At 72.0% G+C, this 22221-nt stretch carries 21 protein-coding genes; 10 read left to right on the forward strand and 11 right to left on the reverse strand.

The window, feature by feature from the left end; translation table 11 throughout:
* Nucleotides 1-34: 34 nt before the first annotated feature.
* From FHX80_RS16850 to FHX80_RS16865, 4 genes are all read right to left on the reverse strand, one after another.
* A complete protein-coding gene (locus FHX80_RS16850; RefSeq protein ID WP_145764930.1) occupies nt 35-694 on the reverse strand; it encodes an MSMEG_1061 family FMN-dependent PPOX-type flavoprotein in 660 nt (219 codons plus the stop codon).
* A complete protein-coding gene (locus FHX80_RS16855) occupies nt 691-945 on the reverse strand; it encodes a hypothetical protein (RefSeq protein ID WP_145764931.1) in 255 nt (84 codons plus the stop codon). The genes FHX80_RS16850 and FHX80_RS16855 overlap by 4 nt, the downstream gene beginning before the upstream one ends.
* An 89-nt stretch (nt 946-1034) precedes the next feature.
* Nucleotides 1035-1496, reverse strand: a complete 462-nt coding sequence (locus FHX80_RS16860; RefSeq protein WP_145764932.1) for a GNAT family N-acetyltransferase — start codon at nt 1494-1496, stop codon at nt 1035-1037.
* Nucleotides 1497-1631: 135 nt separating this feature from the next.
* Nucleotides 1632-2741 carry a citrate synthase 2 gene (locus FHX80_RS16865; protein WP_145764933.1) on the reverse strand — a complete coding sequence of 370 codons (1110 nt, stop codon included), beginning with the start codon at nt 2739-2741 and terminating at the stop codon, nt 1632-1634.
* A gap of 225 nt (nt 2742-2966) precedes the next feature.
* Between FHX80_RS16865 and pdxH the strand changes: the two genes are divergently transcribed.
* Together pdxH and FHX80_RS16875 are read left to right on the forward strand one after the other, a co-directional pair.
* Nucleotides 2967-3617, forward strand: coding sequence for a pyridoxamine 5'-phosphate oxidase (gene pdxH, locus FHX80_RS16870; RefSeq protein WP_145767347.1), 651 nt, complete (start codon nt 2967-2969; stop codon nt 3615-3617).
* A gap of 446 nt (nt 3618-4063) precedes the next feature.
* On the forward strand, nt 4064-5518 hold the full coding sequence (locus tag FHX80_RS16875) for a PAS domain-containing protein (protein WP_145764934.1): 1455 nt from the start codon (nt 4064-4066) through the stop codon (nt 5516-5518).
* A gap of 127 nt (nt 5519-5645) precedes the next feature.
* Here the strand turns inward: FHX80_RS16875 and FHX80_RS16880 are convergent, their stop codons facing one another.
* Entirely contained in the window at nt 5646-6401 is a 756-nt protein-coding gene (locus FHX80_RS16880; protein ID WP_145764935.1) for an SIS domain-containing protein, read from the reverse strand.
* Nucleotides 6402-6609: 208 nt separating this feature from the next.
* Here FHX80_RS16880 and FHX80_RS16885 point away from each other — a divergent pair, with 208 nt between their 5' ends.
* Nucleotides 6610-7302 (forward strand): iron-dependent transcriptional repressor DtxR, encoded by a 693-nt coding sequence (locus tag FHX80_RS16885; RefSeq protein WP_145764936.1) that lies wholly within the window; start codon nt 6610-6612, stop codon nt 7300-7302.
* Between the two features lie 698 nt (nt 7303-8000).
* Complete coding sequence (locus FHX80_RS16890) at nt 8001-8894, forward strand: alpha/beta fold hydrolase (protein ID WP_145764937.1); 894 nt, start codon at nt 8001-8003, stop codon at nt 8892-8894.
* A gap of 54 nt (nt 8895-8948) precedes the next feature.
* Here the strand turns inward: FHX80_RS16890 and FHX80_RS16895 are convergent, their stop codons facing one another.
* Genes FHX80_RS16895 through FHX80_RS16905 form a run of 3 tightly spaced genes read right to left on the reverse strand, consistent with a single transcriptional unit; the run spans nt 8949 to nt 12121 of the window.
* Nucleotides 8949-10598 carry a transporter gene (locus tag FHX80_RS16895; protein ID WP_145764938.1) on the reverse strand — a complete coding sequence of 550 codons (1650 nt, stop codon included), beginning with the start codon at nt 10596-10598 and terminating at the stop codon, nt 8949-8951.
* Nucleotides 10595-11425, reverse strand: a complete 831-nt coding sequence (locus FHX80_RS16900) for an ABC transporter ATP-binding protein (protein ID WP_425281687.1) — start codon at nt 11423-11425, stop codon at nt 10595-10597. Before FHX80_RS16900 ends, FHX80_RS16895 begins: the two co-directional genes overlap by 4 nt.
* 39 nt (nt 11426-11464) lie before the next feature.
* Entirely contained in the window at nt 11465-12121 is a 657-nt protein-coding gene (locus tag FHX80_RS16905; protein WP_145764939.1) for a bifunctional DNA primase/polymerase, read from the reverse strand.
* A gap of 321 nt (nt 12122-12442) precedes the next feature.
* Here FHX80_RS16905 and FHX80_RS16910 point away from each other — a divergent pair, with 321 nt between their 5' ends.
* Entirely contained in the window at nt 12443-13825 is a 1383-nt protein-coding gene (locus FHX80_RS16910) for an NsdA family TPR-like regulatory protein (protein ID WP_145764940.1), read from the forward strand.
* Between the two features lie 199 nt (nt 13826-14024).
* Nucleotides 14025-15575 (forward strand): mediator complex subunit 15 domain-containing protein, encoded by a 1551-nt coding sequence (locus FHX80_RS16915; protein WP_208764674.1) that lies wholly within the window; start codon nt 14025-14027, stop codon nt 15573-15575.
* Nucleotides 15576-15641: 66 nt separating this feature from the next.
* Here the strand turns inward: FHX80_RS16915 and FHX80_RS16920 are convergent, their stop codons facing one another.
* Nucleotides 15642-16922, reverse strand: coding sequence for an ABC transporter substrate-binding protein (locus tag FHX80_RS16920; protein ID WP_145764941.1), 1281 nt, complete (start codon nt 16920-16922; stop codon nt 15642-15644).
* A gap of 174 nt (nt 16923-17096) precedes the next feature.
* On the opposite strand from FHX80_RS16920, the gene FHX80_RS16925 reads away from it, so the two are divergent.
* Together FHX80_RS16925 and purU are read left to right on the forward strand one after the other, a co-directional pair.
* Complete coding sequence (locus tag FHX80_RS16925) at nt 17097-17543, forward strand: SCO4402 family protein (RefSeq protein WP_145764942.1); 447 nt, start codon at nt 17097-17099, stop codon at nt 17541-17543.
* A gap of 28 nt (nt 17544-17571) precedes the next feature.
* Nucleotides 17572-18474 carry a formyltetrahydrofolate deformylase gene (gene purU / locus FHX80_RS16930; RefSeq protein ID WP_145764943.1) on the forward strand — a complete coding sequence of 301 codons (903 nt, stop codon included), beginning with the start codon at nt 17572-17574 and terminating at the stop codon, nt 18472-18474.
* A 22-nt stretch (nt 18475-18496) separates the two neighbouring features.
* Here purU and FHX80_RS16935 read toward each other — a convergent pair whose 3' ends face one another.
* Together FHX80_RS16935 and FHX80_RS16940 are read right to left on the reverse strand one after the other, a co-directional pair.
* Nucleotides 18497-19801, reverse strand: a complete 1305-nt coding sequence (locus tag FHX80_RS16935; protein ID WP_145767350.1) for a zf-HC2 domain-containing protein — start codon at nt 19799-19801, stop codon at nt 18497-18499.
* Nucleotides 19802-19860: 59 nt separating this feature from the next.
* Nucleotides 19861-20469, reverse strand: a complete 609-nt coding sequence (locus tag FHX80_RS16940; protein WP_145764944.1) for an RNA polymerase sigma factor — start codon at nt 20467-20469, stop codon at nt 19861-19863.
* Nucleotides 20470-20768: 299 nt separating this feature from the next.
* Here FHX80_RS16940 and FHX80_RS16945 point away from each other — a divergent pair, with 299 nt between their 5' ends.
* Nucleotides 20769-21143, forward strand: a complete 375-nt coding sequence (locus tag FHX80_RS16945; protein ID WP_145764945.1) for an STAS domain-containing protein — start codon at nt 20769-20771, stop codon at nt 21141-21143.
* Between the two features lie 114 nt (nt 21144-21257).
* A complete protein-coding gene (locus tag FHX80_RS16950) occupies nt 21258-21779 on the forward strand; it encodes an EF-hand domain-containing protein (RefSeq protein ID WP_145764946.1) in 522 nt (173 codons plus the stop codon).
* The last annotated feature ends 442 nt before the right edge of the window (nt 21780-22221 follow it).

Here is a 22221-nt window from a genome sequence, read left to right on the forward strand (position 1 = left end):
TCGGCCGGCTGGTGTTCACTCGCGGATCGGCCCGTTACTCGTACCGGTATTTCAGCGAGTCCGCCTCCGCCTGCTCGATGTCGGCGATCGTCAGCTCTGGCATCCGCAGCTGGGCCAGCGTCACCTCGGCCGAGGTCGGCTGGGCGTCCGCCGGCAACCACTGTTCCGGCTTCCAGGCCCCGCTGCGCAGCAGCGACTTGGGGCAGTGCGGGTAGACCTCCTCGATTCCCAGCACCAGCGCACTGGCCGGCGCCTTGCCCACGGCGGTCAGCTGTGACAGCAAATCCGGGCGGGTGGAGACGACAGCCCGGCCGTTCACCCGCAGGGTGGTGGTCCGCCCGGGGATGACGAACAGCAGCCCGGCCCGTCCGGTGGCGATGACGTTCTGCAGGGTGTCCAGCCGCTTGTTGCCGGTCGCGTCCGGTATTGCCACCGTCCGTGCGTCCAGGACGGCGACGAACCCGGCGGGGCCGCCGCGCGGCGAGACGTCGCAGTTGCCCTCGGCGTCCGCGCTGGCGACCAGGACCAGCGATGAGCAGCCGATCAACCGCCGAGCCTGCTCGGTGAGTTCGGTCATCTGCTTGCGCACGGCCGCGTCGCCGGGGAGTTCGTAGGCCCGGCGCAGCGCGCCCTGGTCGGGTACGGCGTCGAGGCGGAGCGAGTCGAAGGCACTGCCGGCAAGGGGTGTCGTCATGCCTCCGACCCTAACGAGCCGACCTGCGATCGATTTTGCGTGTTCGTCTGCGCAGCCGCCTCGCCGAGCGCACCGAGGCCGGTGTGCGGTGCCGGCGCCATCAAGCCCTTCTCGGCAAGCTCCGCAGCGCGAACGCGCTCGGTTTCTTCCGCGCGGCCGTCGCTGGACCGGGCGCCCAACGCCGTTACTTGAAGGGCGCGTTCGCCCATCCGCGTCGGCTCCGCCGCCTGCGGATCCGTCGGCGGATCCACAGGCGGCATCCGCGAAGCCCTCCGCGCCCCGGACGCGCACTCATCCGCCGGAGACGGCTCGCGTCATCGCGTGGGACATCCAGGATTCGTCAGCGGTCCTCGTCGAGCACCAGCATGATGTGCTCGTTCTCGCCGTACCAGACCGTCTCGGTGCGCCGGAAGCCGTGCTTCTCCAGCAGCCGCACCGAGCCGATGTTCCCGAGGAAGGGATCGGCGTGCAGAGGGCGGGCCTTCTCTCGCTCCAGGAATAGCCCGAGCGCCCGCGTGCCGACGCCCTTTCCCCAGTGCTGTCGACCGAACCAGTAGCCGATGAAGCGCCGGTCCTCGTCCCACCACGCCACAAGGTTGCCCGCCGGCACTCCGTCGACGGTGACAGCCTGTACGAAGACAGTCGGATCCCCGAGGACTTCGGTCGTCCAGTGGGCCATGAAGGCATCCCGTTCCCGGGGCGGGAAATTCGACCGCCGCGCGGACTCCGGGTCCTGCTCCTGCGCGAAGAACACCTCCAGATCGGCCGGTTCGACATCTCTCAAACGCACTTGGTCACTCACGCCGCGGAGTCTGCCACCGGCCACTGACAATCCCGGGGCGGCTGCTCGCCGCCCACGCCCATGGCTGAAGGGCGGGCGTCCGGCAGCGAGGACGTCCCACTCGACGGACTTTGCTCGCCATTCCGTGAGGGGCTCTCAGTTCCCCAGGGCCGCCATCTGATCGAACCCCGGGATCTCCTGCGGGCTGCGCGTCCCCGGGCCGATGTACTTCGCCGACGGGCGTACCAGGCGGCCCGTCCGCTTCTGCTCCAGGATGTGCGCCGACCAGCCCGCCGTACGGGCACACGTGAACATCGACGTGAACATGTGCGCCGGTACCTCCGCGAAGTCCAGCATGATCGCCGCCCAGAACTCCACGTTCGTCGCCAGCACCCGGTCCGGGCGGCGCGCGTGCAGCTCCTCCAGTGCGGCCTTCTCCAGGGCCTGCGCCACCTCGAAGCGCGGCGCGCCCAGCTCCTCGGCCGTGCGCCGCAGCACCCGCGCACGGGGGTCCTCGGCGCGGTAGACGCGGTGGCCGAAGCCCATCAGCCGCTCACCCTTGTCCAGGGCCTTCTTCACGTACGCGGTGGCGTCCCCGGTCCGCTCGATCTCCTCGATCATGCCGAGCACCCGGGACGGCGCACCCCCGTGCAGCGGGCCCGACATGGCCCCCACCGCACCGGACAGCGCCGCGGCCACGTCGGCGCCGGTCGAGGCGATGACGCGGGCGGTGAACGTCGAGGCGTTCATGCCGTGCTCCGCGGCCGATGTCCAGTAGGCGTCGACGGCCTTCACATGGCGGGGGTCGGGCTCGCCGCGCCAGCGGATCATGAACCGTTCCACGACGGACTGCGCCTTGTCGATCTCGTTCTGCGGGACCATCGGCAGGCCTTGCCCGCGCGCCGACTGGGCGACGTACGAGAGCGCCATGACGGCCGCCCGCGCCAGGTCGTCGCGCGCGGTCTCCTCGTCGATGTCCAGCAGCGGCTTCAGCCCCCACACGGGTGCGAGCATCGCCAGCGCGGACTGCACGTCGACCCGGATGTCACCCGAGTGCACCGGGATCGGGAACGGCTCGGCCGGCGGCAGACCGGGGTTGAACGCCCCGTCGACCAGCAGCCCCCAGACATTGCCGAACGACACATGGCCGACGAGGTCCTCGATGTCGACCCCGCGGTAACGGAGCGAACCGCCTTCCTTGTCGGGTTCGGCGATCTCCGTTTCGAACGCGACGACTCCTTCGAGTCCGGGTACGAAGTCGGACATCAGGCGGCTCCCTCGGATCGGCGGCTGCGGGCGGGCCTCGAAGGTCCCGCCCCTCGATATTGGCGGGTTCCGACGTGACCGGGAAGCGTGACATCCGGCACAGCTCCCCGTTCTCCCGTGGAACGGTTGACGACCCTCCTCGCCGGGCAGACTCGGCCGCTGCGGCAGGATGAGCGTGTGCCCACCGCAGATTCCTCCTTCGATTCCACCACCGATCCGGCCGCGATGCGCGAGCAGTACCGTTCCGAGAGCTTCGCCGAGGACAGCCTGGCCGCCGATCCCATGCAGCAGTTCGCCCGCTGGTTCCGGCAGATCGCCGCAGGTGGGGTGCTGCACGAGCCGAACGCCATGGTGGTGTCCACGGCGACACCCGAGGGCGTGCCGTCCTCCCGCACGGTGCTGCTGAAGATGTACGACGAGCGCGGCTTCGTCTTCTTCACCAACTACGAGTCCCGCAAGGGCCGCGAACTGGCAGCCAACCCGCATGTGTCGCTGCTCTTCCCCTGGCACCCGATGGCCCGCCAGGTCATCGTCACCGGCACCGCGGCCCGCGTCGGCCGCGAGGAGACGGCCGCCTACTTCCGCACCCGTCCCCACGGCTCCCAGCTCGGCGCCTGGGCGAGCGCCCAGTCCACGGTGATCGGCTCCCGCGACGAGCTGGTCCGGCGCTACGAGGAGCTGGCGGCCCGCTACCCGGAGGGCGAGCAGGTTCCGGCGCCCCCGCACTGGGGCGGCTTCCGGGTCGTTCCGCGCACGATCGAGTTCTGGCAGGGCCACGAGAACCGGCTCCACGACCGGCTGCGCTACGTACGGGAGGCCGGGGCCGGGGGCACCGATGAGGGCGGGGGCTGGCGCGTCGAGCGGCTGTGTCCGTAGGCCGCGGACGACTCCGGCACACGCGGAAAGCGTCTGCGGCACAAGCGGAAGACGTCTCCGGCACATACGGAAAACGCCTGCGGACGCGCGGAAAACGTCTCAGGACACGCAGAAACCCGCAGGCTCTGGTTCCTCCTCGCGGAGGAGCCGGCCGGACTTGCCGACGAGCCTGCGGGTCGGTGACTGCTTGGGATTGGCCGGCGACCGGCCTGCACTGCAAAGAGCGCGACGACGGGCGTCAGCCCGCAGTCACCTCACGAGTCCGAAAAGAAATCACTTCCGGAGCACCTCCCTTCATGTGTAGCAGCAGCCTAGAAACGTCCTGCGGGCCGCACAACCGAATTATCGCGGCATCGATTTCGGCGAAGTCGCTGTTTGCCGGGTCACGTTCGAGTTCAATGGTCTGACGTGCAGCAATGCCGGACACGTCCTGCAGGAGGTACGGGATGAGTGCTTCCAGGAGCAGTGGAACCACCGACGCTCTCGGGCCCGACGAAGGCCCGGAGGGCAAGCCCGGGGGAGCGCCGGGGTCCGGCCCCGGGGCGATTCCCGGGGCGATCCCCGGGTCGGAGCTGCTGGCGGCCCTGCTCGACGGGATGGACGCCGCGCTCTGCGCCTTCGACGCGGACGGCACCGTCACCCACTGGAACCGCGAGGCCGAGCGGATTCTCGGCTGGTCCGCCGAGGAGGCCGTCGGACGGCCCGGGTTCGCCGGATGGGCCGTGCGCCGGGCGGACGCGGGCGAGGTGCAGGAGCGGCTGATGGCCGTCATGGGCGGGCCGGGGCGGCAGGTGCACGAGTTCGCGCTGCTGCGCAAGGACGGCGGGCGGGTGCTGGTGCGGACCCAGTCGGCCGGGGTGCGGGGCGCGGACGGGAAGCCCGCCGGGGTGTACTGCGCGTTCAGCGAGGTCCATGCCCAGATCGACCTGGAGCGGGCCATCGCGTTGAGCGAGGCGCTGTTCGAGGACGCGTCGTGGGGTGTGGTCCTCGTCGACGTGGACCTGCGGCCGACCGTCGTCAACGCACACGCCGCCCGCGCGCTCGGCGGCGGCCGTACGGCGCTGCTGGGGCGGCCGCTGGGCGAACTGGTCGTGCAGGGCGTGGAGGACCTGGAGGGCGCGCTCCAGCACGTGCTGGTCGCGGGCGCTCCGCCCGCCCCCGTCGAGCTGTGGGTGACGCTGCGGACGGCCGAGGGCGACCGGCGGCGCTGCTGGCGCAGCGGCTTCCTGCGGCTGGCCTCGCCGCTCGCGGAGGAGCCCGTGCCGCTGGGCGTCGGCTGGCTGTTCCAGGACGTCACGGAGGCGAAACTGGCCGCCCAGGACGCGGACCGGGTGCGCTTCCGGTCGAACCAGCTGCACCGGGCCTCGCGGTCGGCGGCCGAGTGCGAGGACCCGATGGAGGCGGCGACCACCTCGCTCGACTACGCGCTCGCGGGCTTCGCCGACCATGCGCTGATCGACCTGGTCGCGGGGGAGCGGCTGGTCCGCGCGGCGGCGACACCGTCCGATGCGCCGGGCCCGTGCCTGCCGGTGGCCGGCGGCGGCATCCCGCTGCGGTACGCGCAGGGCCACCCGGCCAGCCAGGCGGTGGACCGTACGGGCTCGGTACGGGCCACGGCGGGGACCGGGACGACGCGGGCCGCCGGGGAGTGGGCGACCGAGCGCCAGTGGCCGGCCGACTCGGTGCACGCCCTGTGCGTGGTGCTCCGGAGCCGGGGCCGGACGCTGGGCGTGGTGACGTTCCTGCGCTCGGCCCACCGCGTCGCCTTCGAACGCCCGGACGCGGTGTACGCGGAAAGCGTGGCGGACCGCGTCGCGGCCTCGGTGGACCTGCACCAGTCCCTGCGCGACAGCCCCGGCACCACCGGACCCACCGGCAACACCCGCCCGTCCGGCACCTGAGGCGCCCCTCGGGCGTACGGTGCCGGGCGGACGGACGAGTGGACGGACGAGTGGACGGACGGACAGCCAGGTAGGCGGGCCCCTCAGTGCCGGTACGGGCAGGTACGGGCAGGTACAGGCAGGTCCCTCAGTGCCGGTAGAAGATCCGGTCCGCGTACTGGGCCATCACGCGCCCGTTCCACTCGTGGCCCCCGTCGACGTTCCCCGACCGCAGCAGCGGCGGCTCCACCCCCCGCTCCAGCAGCCGCTCCGCCGCCGCCGCCATCATCGCCTGCATCACCGCGCTGGTGACCACCGTCGACGCGGGCGCGAACGGTGCCTCGATGCCGTCGACGTCCAGCTCCGCGTCACCGATCGCGATCTTGCTGTCGAGGACGATGTCGCAGTGGTCGCGCAGGAAACCGCCCGAGCTGTGCCGGGACCGGGTGCCGTCCGCGTACGCGACGGAGGTGACGCCGATGACCTTCAGGCCCAGCGCGTGCGCGTTCATCGCCATCTCCACCGGCAGCGCGTTGCGCCCCGACAGCGAGATGATCACGAGGAGGTCGCCCGCCCGCGCCGGGCTGGAGTCGAGGACAGCGCCCGCGAGACCGTCGACCCGCTCCAGCGCCGAGCCCAGCGTCGCCGGCATGACGTCGACCCCGAGGGCGCCGGGGACGGCCAGCAGGTTCATCAGGGCGAGCCCGCCCGCGCGGTAGACGACGTCCTGCGCGGCGAGCGAGGAGTGCCCGGCGCCGAAGGCGAAGAGCCGGCCGCCGGCCTCGACGGTGTCGGCGATCGCGGCACCGGCGGCCGCGATGTTGCCGGACTCCTCGTCCCGGACCCGCTCCAGCAGACCGATCGCTGCGTCGAAGAACTGACCGGCCAGCTCGCTTTCGCTCATCTGAGGAGGGCCTTTCCGGCGGAGATGGGGGTGACCAGGGGCGTCCGTGCCGCCGATCACGTTGCGGTCTGGACCAGTGACATGTCAATACCGCATGGGGTGCTCGCGCGCACTCCTGGGCGCCGCATCGGGCCGAGGAGGCACGGTTGTCGGTGGTATGCGTCAGAATTGGGTCAGGGCCAGCGCACGATTGCATCGAGGGGCACGAATGTCCGGACTGATCGACACAACGGAGATGTATCTCCGCACCATCCTCGAACTTGAAGAGGAAGGCGTGGTCCCCATGCGAGCCCGGATCGCGGAACGGCTGGACCAGAGTGGTCCGACCGTCAGCCAGACGGTGGCGCGCATGGAGCGCGACGGCCTGGTTCAGGTCGCGGGCGACCGGCATCTGGAGCTGACGGAGGAGGGGCGCCGGCTGGCGACCCGCGTGATGCGCAAGCACCGGCTCGCCGAGTGCCTGCTCGTCGACGTGATCGGCCTGGAGTGGGAGCAGGTCCACGCCGAGGCATGTCGCTGGGAACACGTGATGAGCGAGGCCGTGGAGCGGCGGGTGCTGGAGCTGCTGCGCCACCCGACGGAGTCCCCGTACGGGAACCCGATCCCGGGCCTGGAGGAACTGGGCGAGAAGGCCGAGGCCGATCCGTTCCTCGACGAGGGCATGGTGAGCCTGTCGGAGCTCGACCCGGGCGCCGAGGGCAAGACCGTGGTGGTCCGCCGGATCGGTGAGCCGATCCAGACGGACGCCCAGCTGATGTACACGCTGCGGCGGGCGGGCGTGCAGCCCGGTTCCGTGGTCAGCGTGACGGAGTCGCCCGGCGGGGTGCTGGTCGGCAGCAGCGGGGAGGCGGCGGAGCTGGACGCCGAGGTGGCGTCGCACGTCTTCGTCGCCAAGCGCTGATCGGCCGCCGGGCGGAGTTGACGGCCCGGTGGCGGTCGGCCGCCCGGCGGAGTTGATCGCCCAGCGGCGGTCGGTCGCCCGGCGGCGGTCGGTTGCCGGGCGTTGTCTCGCCGCCCGGTGTTGAACGGTTGACGGCCGGTGCTCGACGTACGCCTCGCAGGCGGGGTCGAGCACCGGCCGACTGCGTTCGCTCCCCTTTTTTTCCGTCCGGAACTGCAGCGCCCGGACGGATCGCGTGCCAGGCTGTGGCTGAGGGATACCTGAGAGTGTCGGCCACCTGGCCGTGCGGTCGGGGAGGGGAGCAGGGGTATGCGCCCGTCGTACTGGCATGTCCGGGCTGCGCACCGGACATGGCACGCCCCCACGCCCGCGCCCACGTCCTGCGCCGATTTCGGTGCCCAGGAACGGCGGATGGCCCCGGCGCCTCACGGCACCGGGGCCTGTCCTCCCCCGTTCCGACCTGGAGCCCCGAGCTCTTCAGGTCGGTCCCTGCGGGCCCTCATCCCCGAGTGGCCCGCCCCCCGGAGAAGATCTCCCCTCTGCTGCCGACGTCAATCCTTGGAAGCGGTCACTCGATCGAGCGATGTTGTGCACCGGAACCCGGTTTTCGAATAAGAGTTCGATACTCTGGCGGGACGCGACCACATGGTGATCGAGGGACCAGAAGACCGAGGGACCAGAAGGGGGTGCCAGGACATATGGTGCGGCGCATCGATGTGACCGGAACCGACGGCGTACGCCTCGCGGCCTGGGAGTTCGCCGATCCGCCCAAGGGGCGCGCGGAAAGCGAACGCGCCCCCGGCGTCTTGATGCTTCACGGCCTGATGGGCCGGGCCTCGCACTGGGCCTCCACCACCCGCTGGCTCGCCGAGCGGCACCGCGCGGTCGGCCTCGACCAGCGCGGCCACGGCCGCAGCGAGAAGCCGGCCGAGGGCCCGTACACCCGTGACGCGTACGTCGCCGACGCGGAGGCCGCGATCGAACAGCTCGACCTGGCCCCCGTCACCCTCGTCGGGCATGCGATGGGAGCGCTCACCGCCTGGCAGCTCGCCGCCAAGCGCCCCGACCTCGTCCGGGCGCTGGTCATCTGCGACATGCGGGCCTCCGCGCGCGGTGCGGCCTCGCAACGGGAGTGGGAGGACTGGTTCAAGTCCTGGCCGGTGCCGTTCGCGACGCTGTCCGACGTGCGGAAGTGGTTCGGCGAGGACGATCCCTGGGTGGAGCGGCCCAACCCGTCGCGCGGCGAGTTCTTCGCCGAGGTGATGGCCGAGCGCGCCGACGGCTGGCGGCCCGTCTTCTCCCGTGGCCACATGCTCCAGTCCCGCGCCACCTGGGTCTTCGACGCGCACTGGGAGGAGCTGGCCCAGGTCGGCTGCCCGACCCTGGTGCTCCGGGGCCTCGACGGCGAGCTGGGCCGGGCGGAGGCCCAGGAGATGGTCCGGGTGCTGCCGCGCGGGCAGTACGCGGAGGTGGCCGACGCCGGCCACCTCGTCCACTACGACCAGCCGGAGGGCTGGCGCGCCGCGGTCGAACCCTTCCTGGAGCAGTTCGCCGAGGACACCCACGACGACCGGGAGCCGGTGTCTCCGTGACCGCGGCGCCCGGCCGCCCCGTCATGCCCTGATTCCCGCCCCCGCAGCCCCCCGTCAGCCCTTGCTGACCGCCGCCAGGATCTCCGGCAGCCGGTCCGCCGTCCGGGGCGCCGCCATCCGCAGCCCGGCCCAGGCGATCAGCGCCCCGTACGCGCCACCCACCGGCAGCAGCAGCCACAGCCACCCCTCCGCATCGGCGAGATGCAGCCAGATCGTCGCGGCGATCACCGGCGCGCACAGCAACGCCGCCGAGACCATGCCGCCGAAGATCGAGATCCAGGCGAGCCCGGCCTGACCGGGCGCCACGTTCTTGAACGCGCCGTCCTGCGGGATCGAGTACGGGAAGCTCGCCGAGGCCATCGCGCCCGTCGCCAGCATCGCGCCCAGCAGCGCGAACGACAGCCCCATGACCCCCGGCAGCGTCCCCCAGTCGCCGAGCACCGCGCACGTCACCACCGTCACCACGATCGTGTACGGAAGGGTGATCAGCAGCAACGCCAGTGCGCGCCCCCGCAGTTCCAGGTACGCGTCCCGGGTCGAGGAGATCGACAGGGCCACCATCCAGAACGCCGAGGTGTCCTGCCCGAACTGGTTGTACATCTGGATGCCGAGCATCCCGGCGGCGAAGCAGGCGAAATAGACCGAGCCGGTGCCCTGCACCGCGTTGAGCAGCGGCACGATCAGCCCGATCGCCAGCGCCGTCACCCACGCAGCCTTGGTCTTCGGGTCCCGTACGACGTACCGCAGGCTGCGCTGCATCACGATGCCGGTCCGCCCCTCCGGGAGCAACGCCCAGAGGCCGGAGCCGCGCGAACCGGACTGCGCACGGCTGGGTTCGGCGGCGGCGAGCGTCGAGCCGTCCGGTGCCGTCATCAGCTTCACCAGGCTGCGCTGCCACAGCCACATCAACAGCACCAACGCGGCGACGGAGAGCAGCAGCTGAACGGCGGCCCGCCCGTACGAGCCGTGCGACGCGGAGTCCACCGAGCCGATCGCCGAAGCGGGCGGCACCCAGCGCAGCACATCCGCGGCCGGGTCCAGCGCGGAGAGGCCGCCGGACCGGCCGAGCCGCTGCGCCCCGAAGTTGACGACCTGGATCCCCACGGCGATCACCAGCCCGCTGAGCACCGCCAGATCGCGGCCCTTGCGGGACGTCAGCAGCCGGCTGTTCGCCGTGGCGACGGCACGCGCCAGCGCCACGCAGACCAGCAGGGTGAGCGGCGCGGCCAGGACCGCGAACACCGCGGCCCCCGCCCCATGGGCCAGTGCGATGACCGAACCGGTCACCAGGCAGAGCGTGAACAGCGGGCCGATCCCGACCAGCGAGGCCATCAGCAGCGCGGCGATCAGGGGCCGCGGCCGCAGCGGCAGCATCACCAGCCGGCTCGGGTCGAGCGTCTCGTCCCCGGCGGCGAAGAACAGCGGCATCACGGCCCAGCCGAGCGCCAGCACCGCGGCCAGCAGCACGACGAGCGATTCCGCGTGGGCGTTGCCGCGCAGCGCGACCAGCCCGATCAGCTGGCCCGCGGCGATCAGCAGGGTGACGACGACGGACGCGATGTACGCGGCCCGCCGGCCGGCCGACTGCCGCAGCCCGTTGCGCAGCAGCGCCAGCTTGAGCCGTACGAAGACGGGGATCAGGGCCGCGCCGTCCGGGCCGCCCGTCCGGGGCCCGGCTCCCGCCGGGGCGTCGAGCACGCTCATCGGGCGCCGCCCAGCCAGTCCAGGGCGTCGCCGTTGTCGCGGCCGCCCGCGCCGACGAGCTCCAGGAAGGCGTCCTGGAGCGAGGGCGCGTCACCGCGCACCTGGGCGAGGGTGCCCTGGGCCCGGATGGTGCCGGCCGCCATGACGGCCACCCAGTCGCAGAGCGACTCGACGAGCTCCATCACATGGCTGGAGAAGATGACGGTCGCCCCGGAGCCGGTGTAGCGCTCCAGCACGCCGCGGATGGTCTGCGCCGACACCGGGTCGACGCCCTCGAAAGGCTCGTCCAGGAAGAGCACTTCGGGATTGTGCAGCAGCGCCGCCGCGAGCCCGATCTTCTTCCGCATGCCGGTCGAGTAGTCGACGACCAGCTTGTGCTGGGCGCCCGCCAGATCCAGGACGTCCAGGAGCTGGGTGGCCCGGCCGTCCGTCTCGGGCCCCGGCAGCCCGCGCAACCGGCCGGTGTAGCCGAGGAGTTCACGTCCGGAGAGGCGTTCGAAGAGGCGCAGGCCCTCGGGCAGGACACCGATCCGGGACTTCACCTCGACCGGATCGCGCCAGACGTCCCGACCGCCGATCTCGATGCGGCCCAGGTCGGGGCGGAGCAGGCCGGTGACCATGGACAGGGTGGTGGTCTTGCCCGCACCGTTGGGTCCCACCAGGCCGATGAACTTGCCCGCGGGCAGCTCCAGATCGATTCCGGCCACCGCGATCTGCTCGCCGAACCGCTTCCACAGCCCCTCCACACGGACCGCGGGCGGCATCACCCGCGGCGCTTCCGCCTCGACGGCCTGGTCTGCTCTGTCAGTGTCCTGCCGGTCCGGCATGGTGCGCGCCCTTCGAAGTCCCCGTGTGTCGGGGCCAGCCTACGAAAGGCGGGTCCGCGCGTCGGCCGCTTCCCTGCCGCAGGCGTAGGCCAGCGGACTGATGAGCTCCTCCACCCCGGGCAGCCAGCGGTTGGCGGTGGTGGGGCGGCGAACCCACTGCACCGTGCCGCTCCCGCCGACCCGGGTGGGCGGTGCCGTCACGTAGTGGCCCTCGCCGCGGCCGCGCAGGCCGATCGCCGCGGCGCTCCAGCCCAGCCGCCGCACGAGCCCTTCCGCCTTGGCGGCGGCACCCGGCAGGACGAAGAACTGCATCCGGCGGTCGGGGGTGCGGGTGACCGGCCCGAGCGGCAGGCTCAGCCGCTCCATCCGGGCCAGTGCCAGGAAGCCGGCCGACTCCGGGACGTCGATCGCGTCGAAGCCCCGTCCGGTCGGCAGCAGGATCGCCGACCGGGGCTGTTGGGACCACATCCGGCGGGCCGCCGCGCCGCTGCCGGTGGCCAGGTTCGCCCAGTCGGTCCGGGTGGGATGGGCGCCGGGAGCGGCGCAGCGGATCTCGCCGCACGAGCATCGTTCCGTCCCGTCGGCCGGCTCCAGCCAGGTGCCGGGGCACACGTCCCAGTGCCGCTCCTCCGCGTACCGCACGGCGGCGTCGAGCAGCTGCTCGACACGCTGCGGGGGGACCTGCGCGGCTTCCATGACTCCGATGGGCTCTTCCACGCACAGCACAACTTCCGCCACCACCTCGGGTTACGGGGGTGGTGATCACGGTTACGGCTCATCGTTCCCACATATGGGGCGCATCGATGCACCGGCGGGGGCGCGCGGTAGGAGATACGGCGATGTGCGGGTAGCCAGGTACGGGATATCCGGCACAGTTCGCTCGGCATCATAGGGCGCTTGCCGTGACGAAAGTTGCAAGATGCTGTGAAAGTGACCAACACGATGAATCGGTGCATTTCTCAGACACACGCCGGGCAGTGATCCCGCAACGATCACTGCGGCCTCAGGGGGAGAAACATGGCAGCCAGGCCTCTCGTCGCACGCCAGCCGAACGAACGGCTCCAGGCGCTCATTCAGGAAGCCGGATGCTCCAACGCGGGTCTCGCCCGCCGCGTCAACATGGTCGGGGTCGAGCGCGGACTCGACCTCCGGTACGACAAGACCTCGGTCGCCCGCTGGCTGCGTGGACAGCAACCACGCGGCAGGGCGGCGGGAATCATCGCCGAGGCGCTCGGCCGCAAGCTCGGCCGTACGGTCACGATCGACGAGATCGGGATGGCCAACGGCAAGAACCTGGCCTCCGGCGTGGGCCTGCAGTTCGCCCCGACGGTGATCGGGGCGATCGAGCAGGTCTGTGAGCTGTGGCGCAGCGATGTCGGCCGCCGCGACTTCCTCTCCGGTTCGACGGTGGCGTCCTCGGCCCTGGTCGAGCCCAGCCGGGACTGGCTGATCAGCGGCGCCGACCCACAGGTCGCGCGGTCGGCCGGGGCCCGGGTCGGGATGCCGGACGTGGAGGCGGTGCGGGCGATGACGGACGCGCTGGTCGACCTCGACCACCGGTTCGGCAGCGGTCATGTGCGGCCGGTCCTGGTGCACTACCTGAACAGCGTGGTCTCCGGACTGCTTTCGGGGGCGTACCGCGAATCGACCGGGCGGCAGCTGTTCGCGGCCGTCGCCCGACTCACCGAGCTCGCCGGATACATGGCGATCGACACGGGCCAGCCGGGTCTGGCCCAGCGCTACTACATCCAGGCGCTGCGGCTGGCGCAGGCGGCGGGCGACCGCGCCTACGGCGGCTATGTGCTGGCCGCGTCGATGAGCCATCTCGCGGCCCAGCTCGGCAATCCGCGCGAGATCGCCCAGTTGGCCAGGGCCGCGCAGGAGGGTGCGCGCGGACGGGTCACACCGAGGGCGGAGGCGATGTTCTACGCGGCGGAGGCGCGCGGGCACGCCCTCCTGGGCGACGCCCGCACGTGCCAGTCGGTGGCGGCCCTGGCGCAGGCGGCGCTGGAGCGCGCCGACCCGGACAGCGGTGACGACCCCGACTGGATCGCCCACTTCGACCACGCCTATCTGGCCGACGAGCTGGCGCACTGTCACCGCGACCTCGGTCAGGCGGAGGCGGCTGCCCGCCGGGCGAAGGAGTCCCTGGACGGCCACCCGGAGACCCGCGCCCGCCGCCGCGGCATCGGCCTGGCCCTGCTGGCCACGGCGCAGGTGCAGTTGCGCGACGTGGAGCAGGCCTGCCACACCGGGACACGGGCGATGGAACTGCTGGGCTCGGTGCGCTCCAGCCGGGGCGCGGAGTATCTGGAGGATCTGCAACAGCGACTGGTGCCGTACGGGGACGAGCCCGCGGTACGGGAATTCGGGGCCCGGCTGGAACTCCAGGCGGCCTGACCGGGAGGGTGCGGCCGGGGCCCGTACCGGCCGCCCGAGCAGCGGGTCGTGTTCGCTCACCCGTTAACTGCGTTTTAAGGCGCCTGGGTGTTACAGCCCGCGTGAAGGGGTGGTGAGTGACCTCACGCGCTTGGCGAACGGCGGCAACCACCCGATAGCGTGAGCCGACGATTCCATAGGCTCACACGTAGGAGTCCCGGTGACACAGAGCGGACAGGGCGACGAGCAGCAGCCCCCTGCTGTACGACCCGCGCACGAGGGCGTCGTGCTGCCCGCGGGTGGCGGCGAGCCCTGGACACCGGGGAGGCCCGCGGACCGGGCGGCCCCGGCGGAAGGACAGCCGTGGGGTCAGCCCTGGGGGCCGCAGGCGTCGCACCAGGACGCCGCGTCGCAGGGGCAGGACCCGTACGGACAGCAACAGCAGGCCCCGTACGGGCAGGAACAGCAGGCCCCGTACGGGCAGGAACAGCACGCCTCGTACGGACAGGGGCAGCAGTCCCCGGCCGTGTACGGGCAGCAGCACGGCCAGTACGGCGGGCAAGGGCAGTACGACCAGGGGCAGCAGGCACCGGCGTACGGCCAGGACCAGCAGCAGGGCCATCAGGAACCGGCTTACGGCCAGGCTCCGCAGGGGCTGCCGTTGCCGCCCGCCCAGCCGCAGGGCCCGTACGCCCAGCCGCTGCCGCCCGAAGCGGTTCCCGGCATGGGCATGGGCGGGGACGCGGACGCCACGCAGTACATCGCGCCGGTGCCCGCGGGCCCCGCGCCGGGCGGGCTGCCGCCGGCGTACCAGCAGCCGCCCGCCGCCGGACACGCCGCACCGCCCGCGCAGGGCGGCCAGGACGCCGACGCGACCCAGTTCATACCGCCGGTGCCCGGTGGCACCCCGTACGGCATCAGGCCCGGGACGCCCGGTGAGCGGCCGCCGCCCGCCGAGTTCGACAACCTCTTCCGCAGCGACGAGCACGCGGGCGCCACGCAGCAGATGCCCCAGATCGCCCCCGCGCAGCAGCGGCCCCCGCAGCACCAGGGACCCGGGCAGCCACCACAGGCGTACCAGCAGGCGCCCGCGTACGGCGGACCCCAGGACGGGCCGCCGCAGGAGGGGCGCGACGAGCGGCGCAAGAGGCCCGCGCACGTCCCGCTGATCGCGGCGGTCGTCGTCGGGTGTGCCGTGATCGGGCTCGGCGCCGGTGCGCTGCTGAGCGGTGGCGACGACGGCAAGGACAACAAGCAGCCGGTGGCCGAGGCGAGTTCGCCCGCCGCCGAGCGGCCCACCGAGGCCGCTGCCGACCCGGCGAAGTCGCAGGCCGAGGCCTTGGACAAGCTCCTCGCGGACAGCAACAACAGCCGGGCGGCGGTCATCGGCGCGGTGGAGAAGACCAAGACCTGCACCGATCTGGACCAGGCCGTCGCGGATCTGAAGGGCGCCGCCCAGCAGCGCCGCGACCTGGTCACCCGGCTCAAGGAACTGTCGGTCGACAAGCTGCCGGACAACGGTCAGCTGACCGCCTCGCTCACCAGGGCCTGGCAGGCGTCCGCGTCCGCCGACGACCACTACGCCGCGTGGGCCTCTCAGGCCAAGAGCCGGAAGGTCTGCAAGCACGGCAACGCCCGTTCGACGCCGCAGAGGCAGCAGGCCGACACGCAGAGCGGCGAGGCGAGCAAGGCCAAGAACGAGGCGTCCAAGCTGTGGAACACCATCGCGAAGAAGTACGGCCTGACCGAGCGTGAGGCCACCGCGCTCTGAGCACGGCAGCGGGGGTGGGCGGGCCGGGTCCGTCCACCCCCGCTGCGGCCGTCGGCCCGGCCGGGTTCAGCCGGTCGCGCTCGCGTCCGACAGGGTCTTCGTCACGTCCACGAAGCCCTTCTTGTCGGCGACCAGCTTCCCGTCGCGCACGACCTGGAACGTCACCTTGCTGTTCACGATGCGCGGATACGAGTCCGAGCCGAGCATGTCCTCGTAGCGCCAGCGCAGTTCGGGGGTGAGGCCGCCGGTGTCGACCCGGATGCCCCGGTTGAGGGCCTGGGTGACCTTCCAGGCGGTGATCACCGGCTCGTTCAGCGACTCGACGATCGACCTCAGGGCGGTGTAGGCGATCCAGGTGGTCTGCACACCCGTGTCGTCCGGGGCGATCCGGTTGTCACCGAAGGCGTGCTTGCGGATCACCTGCCGCATCCGGTTCCAGCGGGCGTCACCCGTGTCCGGGTACCAGCCGGTGACGTACGCGCCCTCGAACGGACTGTCGCGGCCGCCGGTGCGGTCGATGAGCGGCTGCCCGACGCTGCCGAGGACCGAGGAGATCCTGACCGTCGTGGCCGTCGGCTCCAGCCGCCGGAAGGAGTCGAAGAAGGTCTCCGTGCGTTCGCCGAGCACGGCCGTCACACACCCGCCGGACGCGCCCGCTCCGGTCAGCGCCCGGCCGGCCGCGTCGTCGTACGACGTGGCCGTCTCCGCCGCCCGGATGTCGACCGGGGCGGGCCGACGGGCCTCGGCGAGCCCGGTGTGCAGGAGCCACGACTGCCCGTCGCCGCTCAGTGTGTCCGGCCGCACCAGGGAGACCCGGTCGCAACCGCGCGCCAGTTGCTTGGCGTTGCCCGCCAGCAGCGCGGACTGGCCGCCCGTCGTCGGGTACGAGACATAGCTCCGGAACTCCTCGTCGGAGGCGCCGTATCCGCCGAGGTACGGAATCCCGGCCACCTCCAGCGGCGCCATGAACGCCCGCCCGTGCCGGCTGTAGGAGCCGACGACCGCGACGGCCTTCTCCTTGACCGCCAGCCGGGCGCAGTTCCCCGCACCGACCGAGGTGTCCTCCTCGTCACAGGTGACCACCCGCAGCTTGTGCCCGTCGAGCCCGCCGTCGCCGTTGGCCCAGCGGGCGTACGTCCGCGCCATCGCGGTCATCCCCGCCATGTTGGCCGCGTCCGGGCCCGAGGTGCCGCTGGGGGCCCAGGTGACGACGGTGACGGGCTTCCTGGAGTCCCCCGAGGCCCCGGGGAGCACACCGCAGCCGGTCATCAGCAGGGCCCCCGCCACCACCGCACCGGTGAGCTGCCTCGAAGCGCGGGAAGGGATGGGGCGTTGCCGTCCGGTCATGGGCACAGACGATTCACGCCCCCGGGTAACGCCGCAGTGTGCTGAGCTCAACGCTCAGTGACATACGGGTGAATTGCAGGGGGCCGTAAGGAGGGGAGGAAAGGGAACGTACGATCGACAGCTGTGCAGCAAGGTTCCGAGAACTCTTCCCGTCGCGGCCGCCACTCCTCCACCATGGGCGGCATGCCGCTCAACGACATTCCGTGGTGGCGCTGGCGCAGCAACGTGCGCTCGGCGCTGCACATGCTCTCCGACCCCGTCTTCCACCACGAGTGCTGGCTCCCCGGCCGGGAGGGATACGGCGACGTCACCGACGCCGTGTACCGCCTGGTCGAGGACACCTGGCTCGACAACTGGTCCGCCGAGAAGTACGTCGGCACGGTCTTCCGGGACTCCGGCGAGGCCGCCCTCGTCGACGTCGCGGTGCTGCGGGTGCTGCGCATCATGCACCAGGTCGGCGCCGACGCCGCCGTGTCCGCCTATCTGGAGCACCACGGCTGGCCGGAGGCCGTACGGGCCGCCCGTGACGCCCATGTGCTGCTCGCCACGAACGACGGCGAGGACCCGGACGTGCCGCCGCGCTCCCTGGACGTGCTCCGCATCATGACCAGAACGGCCTGAGTTCCGGACGGTGTGGCACGCTACGGGGATGACCGCGCCGCAGCCCGCCGATACCGTTGCCTCCGCTGCCCCGGACGCCGCGTCCGAGCAGTACGTCCTCACGCTCTCGTGCCCCGACAAACAGGGCATCGTGCACGCCGTGTCGAGCTATCTCTTCATGACCGGCTGCAATATCGAGGACAGTCAGCAGTTCGGGGACCACGACACCGGTCTGTTCTTCATGCGCGTCCACTTCTCGGCGGGCAGCCCGGTGACCGCCGAGAAGCTGCGGGCGAGCTTCACCGCGATCGGTGACTCCTTCCGGATGGACTGGCAGATCCACCGGTCCTCGGAGCGGATGCGGATCGTGCTGATGGTCAGCAAGTTCGGCCACTGCCTGAACGACCTGCTGTTCCGTTCCCGGATCGGGGCGCTGCCGGTCGAGATCGCCGCGGTCGTCTCCAACCACACGGACTTCGCCGAACTCGTCGCCTCGTACGACGTCCCCTTCCGGCACATCCCGGTGACCAGGGACAACAAGGCCGAGGCGGAGGCCCGGCTGCTGGAGCTGGTCCGCGAGGAGGAGGTGGAACTGGTCGTGCTGGCCCGCTACATGCAGGTCCTCTCGGACGATCTGTGCAAGCAGCTGAGCGGCCGGATCATCAACATCCACCACTCGTTCCTGCCGAGCTTCAAGGGCGCCAAGCCGTACCACCAGGCGCACGCCCGCGGCGTGAAGCTGATCGGTGCGACGGCGCACTACGTGACGGCCGACCTCGACGAGGGGCCGATCATCGAGCAGGAGGTCGAGCGGGTGGGCCACGGCGTGACGCCGGACCAACTGGTCGCCGTCGGGCGCGATGTGGAGTGCCAGGCGCTGGCGCGCGCGGTGAAGTGGCACGCGGAGCGGCGCATCCTGCTGAACGGCCGCCGCACGGTGATCTTCGCGTAGGACGTTCGGGCGGCGGCCGGTCTCACAGTCTGCTGAGCGAGGCCGCCGCGAAGAGCACGTCCTGAATGGCCTCGCGGTCCCCGCGCTGCCCGGCCGCCGCCTCCACCGGTGGCACATGACCCGCCACCAGCTGGCAGAACTCGACGCCGTCCAGAGCGACCTGCGCCACCGCGTGGTCGGGGGAGCCGATCGCGGCCGGTGAGTCCAGCGCGATGTACCAGTCGCCGCCGCCCATGCCCTCGACCTCCAGATGGAGCGAGCGGCCCGGCGAACCGGCCGTCACCAGATGGCGGGCCGGACCGGCGAGCCCCGCCCGTCGCCGCTCGGCCAGGGCGGCCGGCAGCATCCGGGCCGCCAGGTCGATCATCCGGTTGAGATGGGCCGCGGAGGGCGCCTCGTACGGGTAGTCCACCGCGTCCGCGATGTCGCCGCCGTGCACCCAGCACTCGAAGGCACGGTCCAGCAGGGCGTCCTGCAGGGGCAGCGCGAAGTTGCCGTAGGAGACGGAGAGGTCCGCGACACCGCGGCCCGCGAAGGACACCGTCCGGATGAGGGTGTGGTTCTGGGTGCGCCACGGCTCGCGGACGGCGCGGGTGGGTGGCCGGCTCGCGGACGACCAGTACGTCTCGGTGCGCGTGGTGGGCGCGAGCGCCGGCCCGGAGCCCCGGCGCGGGACGCCCGGGACACTGTCGGCGAGCGGGTCGTCGAGGCCGAGCGCGGCGCTGACCAGCCCGTCCACGGTCATGAGGTGGCCGATGACCCCGGCCACCGTCGTCTTGCGGTTGACCGCGCGCTCGCCCTCGAACCACTTCAGCCGCAACGGGGTGTGCCACTCGGAGGCACCGATGTCACGCAGCAGCGCATCGAGCCGGGCGGTCTCCGCGTCGTACGGGGACGCCCAGTCGGGTACCGGGATCCTGGCCGGGCGGCGGCTCAGGCAACTCTCCAGCACCCGCGACCGGAGCAGCGGATCGAGGTCCAGGCTGCCGTCGGTGTGCAGCAGGCCGACGGCGTCGCGCAGCCGTAGCGCCTCGTCCGCGCAGGGTGCGCACTCCGTGAGGTGCGTCTCGACGGCCTCGGTCTCCTCGGCCGAGCAGGCGGCCAGCGCCCACGCGCCGAGCAGCGCCTTCAGGACACGGTGCGGGAGGACCAGGGACGACTGGCCTGGCGGGCCGGGCGGACCCGGTGGGCCGGCCAGGCCGTCGGCCGGTTCCGGATGCGGCGGCTCGGGTTCCGGCCGGGGCGCGGGTGGCGGCGGCGTCGCGCGGCTCACGCCGAAGTCGTCCGCGGCGGCCCGCGGACCCGGTATGCGACCGGCGTCCCGCATCTCGTCGTCCTGCCCGTTCTGCTCGCGGCCGTCGCCTTCGAGCCGTCCCGAATCGTCGGTCACGGTCGCCGTCCGTATCCGGGAGGCGAGGAGCCCTCCAGCGGCCGGGTGTGGGCGGTGGACAGTAACTGGAGCCCGAGCCGCAGCCGGCGCCGGGCCTCGTCCTCGGTGACCCCGAGATCGGCCGCGGTCTGCCGGTAGTCCCGGCGCTGGATGTACGCGAGCTCCAGCGCGGCCCGCAGTGGTGCGGGCATCGACGCGACGATGTAGTCGGCGCGGGCCGCCGCGGTGGCCCGGCGCACCCGATCCTCCAGAGCGGCCGGGTCCGCGCGGACCTCGCCGTCCTCCGCGTCCTCGTACGTACTCGTGGTGGCGGTGGCGGTGGCGGTGCTGCGCAGCCGCTGCACGGACTGGCGGTGGGTGAGACGGGCCACCCAGGACCGCATCGAGCCCTGCTTGGGGTCGTAGGCGTCGGGGTTCTCCCACACGTACCCGAACACCTCGCGGGTCACCAGGTCCGCGGCGTTCTCGTCGTCGAGCATCCGGTGCGCCTGGCTGTGCACGAGCGAGGCGAACCGGTCGTAGAGCTCCCCGAGGGCGGCCGCTTCTCCGCGCGCCAGCCGCTGCTGCATCTTGCGGTCCCAGCGGGGTGGTGCGTTATTAGCCATGAGACCCCCAGCCCTGTGCCGTCGCCCTGTACCCCTCGTCACATCGAAATGTAGTCGGCTGTACCGGCCATTCATGCTCTTTGCGGCAAGTACGTCCGCGCGAACGCCCTGGATGATAGGGAATGCGTCCCCTGTGACACCGGAACCGGACTCGAAGTGATCATTTCTGCCCGAAACCCTTCTGGGTCTTCCAGGGGGAGGCGGTGTTTCATGGGGGGTGCCTCGGGGCAGCCGCGAGGAGGAACGCAAACTTCCGGATCGCGAATCCTCCGGAACCCTCGGAACGAGAGGCCAGTCGCGTGACACTGAAAGTGGCCGAGACCGAGCAGGGCGGGTGGACCGTGCTGCACATTCGCGGTGAACTGGATCTGGTGACCTCACCCGCCGTTCGCCAGTCCGTGCATGACGCGGTCGCCGTCGGCCGCCACGATGTCGTGCTCGATCTCTCCGAGGTCTTCTTCTGCGACTCCAGCGGCGTCGGTGTGCTGATCGCCTCCCGCCGTCTGATGCGCTCCTGCGGGGGCCGGCTGCGGCTGATCCTGCCCGCCCGGGGCGCGGAGGACGGCTCCCACGTCAACCGGGTGCTGGCCGCGCTCGGGGTACGCCGGCTGTTCGAGGTCTACCCCGACTGGGACGCGGCCGTCGACGACGAGGCCCAGCCGCTCTCGGCCTGAAAAGCCCGCGGCGGTTGTCCGGCAGCCGTACTGCGCCGCCCTTTTTTACTGGGTCGTCACACCGCGACACAGGTGAATGACACGTGAACGCCGAAGGCGTCGTACGCTCCCCGCATGGACAGCGCAGAGTATGAGCGCAAGATCGCCTTCCGCTTCGCCGCCTTCGATCAGGACGGCAACGGATACATCGATCGCGCGGATTTCAACGCCGCCGCGGCCCGTCTGCTCACCGAGTTCGGTACGGCGGCCCGCTGCGACAAGGGCCAGGCGCTCTACAGCGGGGCCGAAGCGTTCTGGCAGGGCATGGCGGGCATCGCCGACGTGGACGGGGACCAGCGCGTCAACCGTGCGGAGTTCGTGGGCGGCGCGGTGAAACGGCTCCGCGACAGCCCCGAGCGGTTCGCGGAGATCGCCCGCCCCTTCCTGCGCGCGGCGATCGCGGTGGCCGACCAGGAGAACGACGGGGCCGCCGCGGTGCCCGCCGTGGAGCGGGCGCTACGGGTCCTGGGCGCGAGCCCGGACGCGGCGGCGTTCGCCGCGCAGAGCCTGGACGCGGACCGGGACGGGCGGGTCGCGGAGGCGGATGCGGTGGCGGCGTTCTCCGCGTATTTCACGGTGATCGAGCCCGACGCGTAGCCCTTGGGCGGGCGGCGGGGCGGGGCTTGGGCCCGGCCCCGTTTCGCTTCGCCCGGTCCGGGGCTCGGGGTTCCGTCCTCAATCGCCGGACGGGCTTGGGTGCGGGTGCCCCGCGTGGCGCGATGCCCGGTGGGTGGGGGGCGGTGCCCCTCCGGGGCGTCTCCTCAAAAATGGCGTGTTCACCCGGGTCCGTGAGGGACCCGGGTCGTACGCCATTTCCTGTGGGGACTCCCCTGCACGGCCCCACCCCTGCATCAGTCGCGTCCGCACCCCGGCGGTACGACTGCCGCAGACGCGGGACGGCCGGGTCCGGGGCCGTGCAGGGGAGTCCCCGCAGGACGACGAACAGGTACCCGGGTCCCTCGCGTACCCGCCGAACGTTCGTCGTCCGAGGAGACGCCCCGGAGGGGCACCGGACCCCCACCCACCGGACATCACGCAC

This window comes from Streptomyces brevispora (assembly GCF_007829885.1).
Lineage (GTDB): Bacteria > Actinomycetota > Actinomycetes > Streptomycetales > Streptomycetaceae > Streptomyces > Streptomyces brevispora.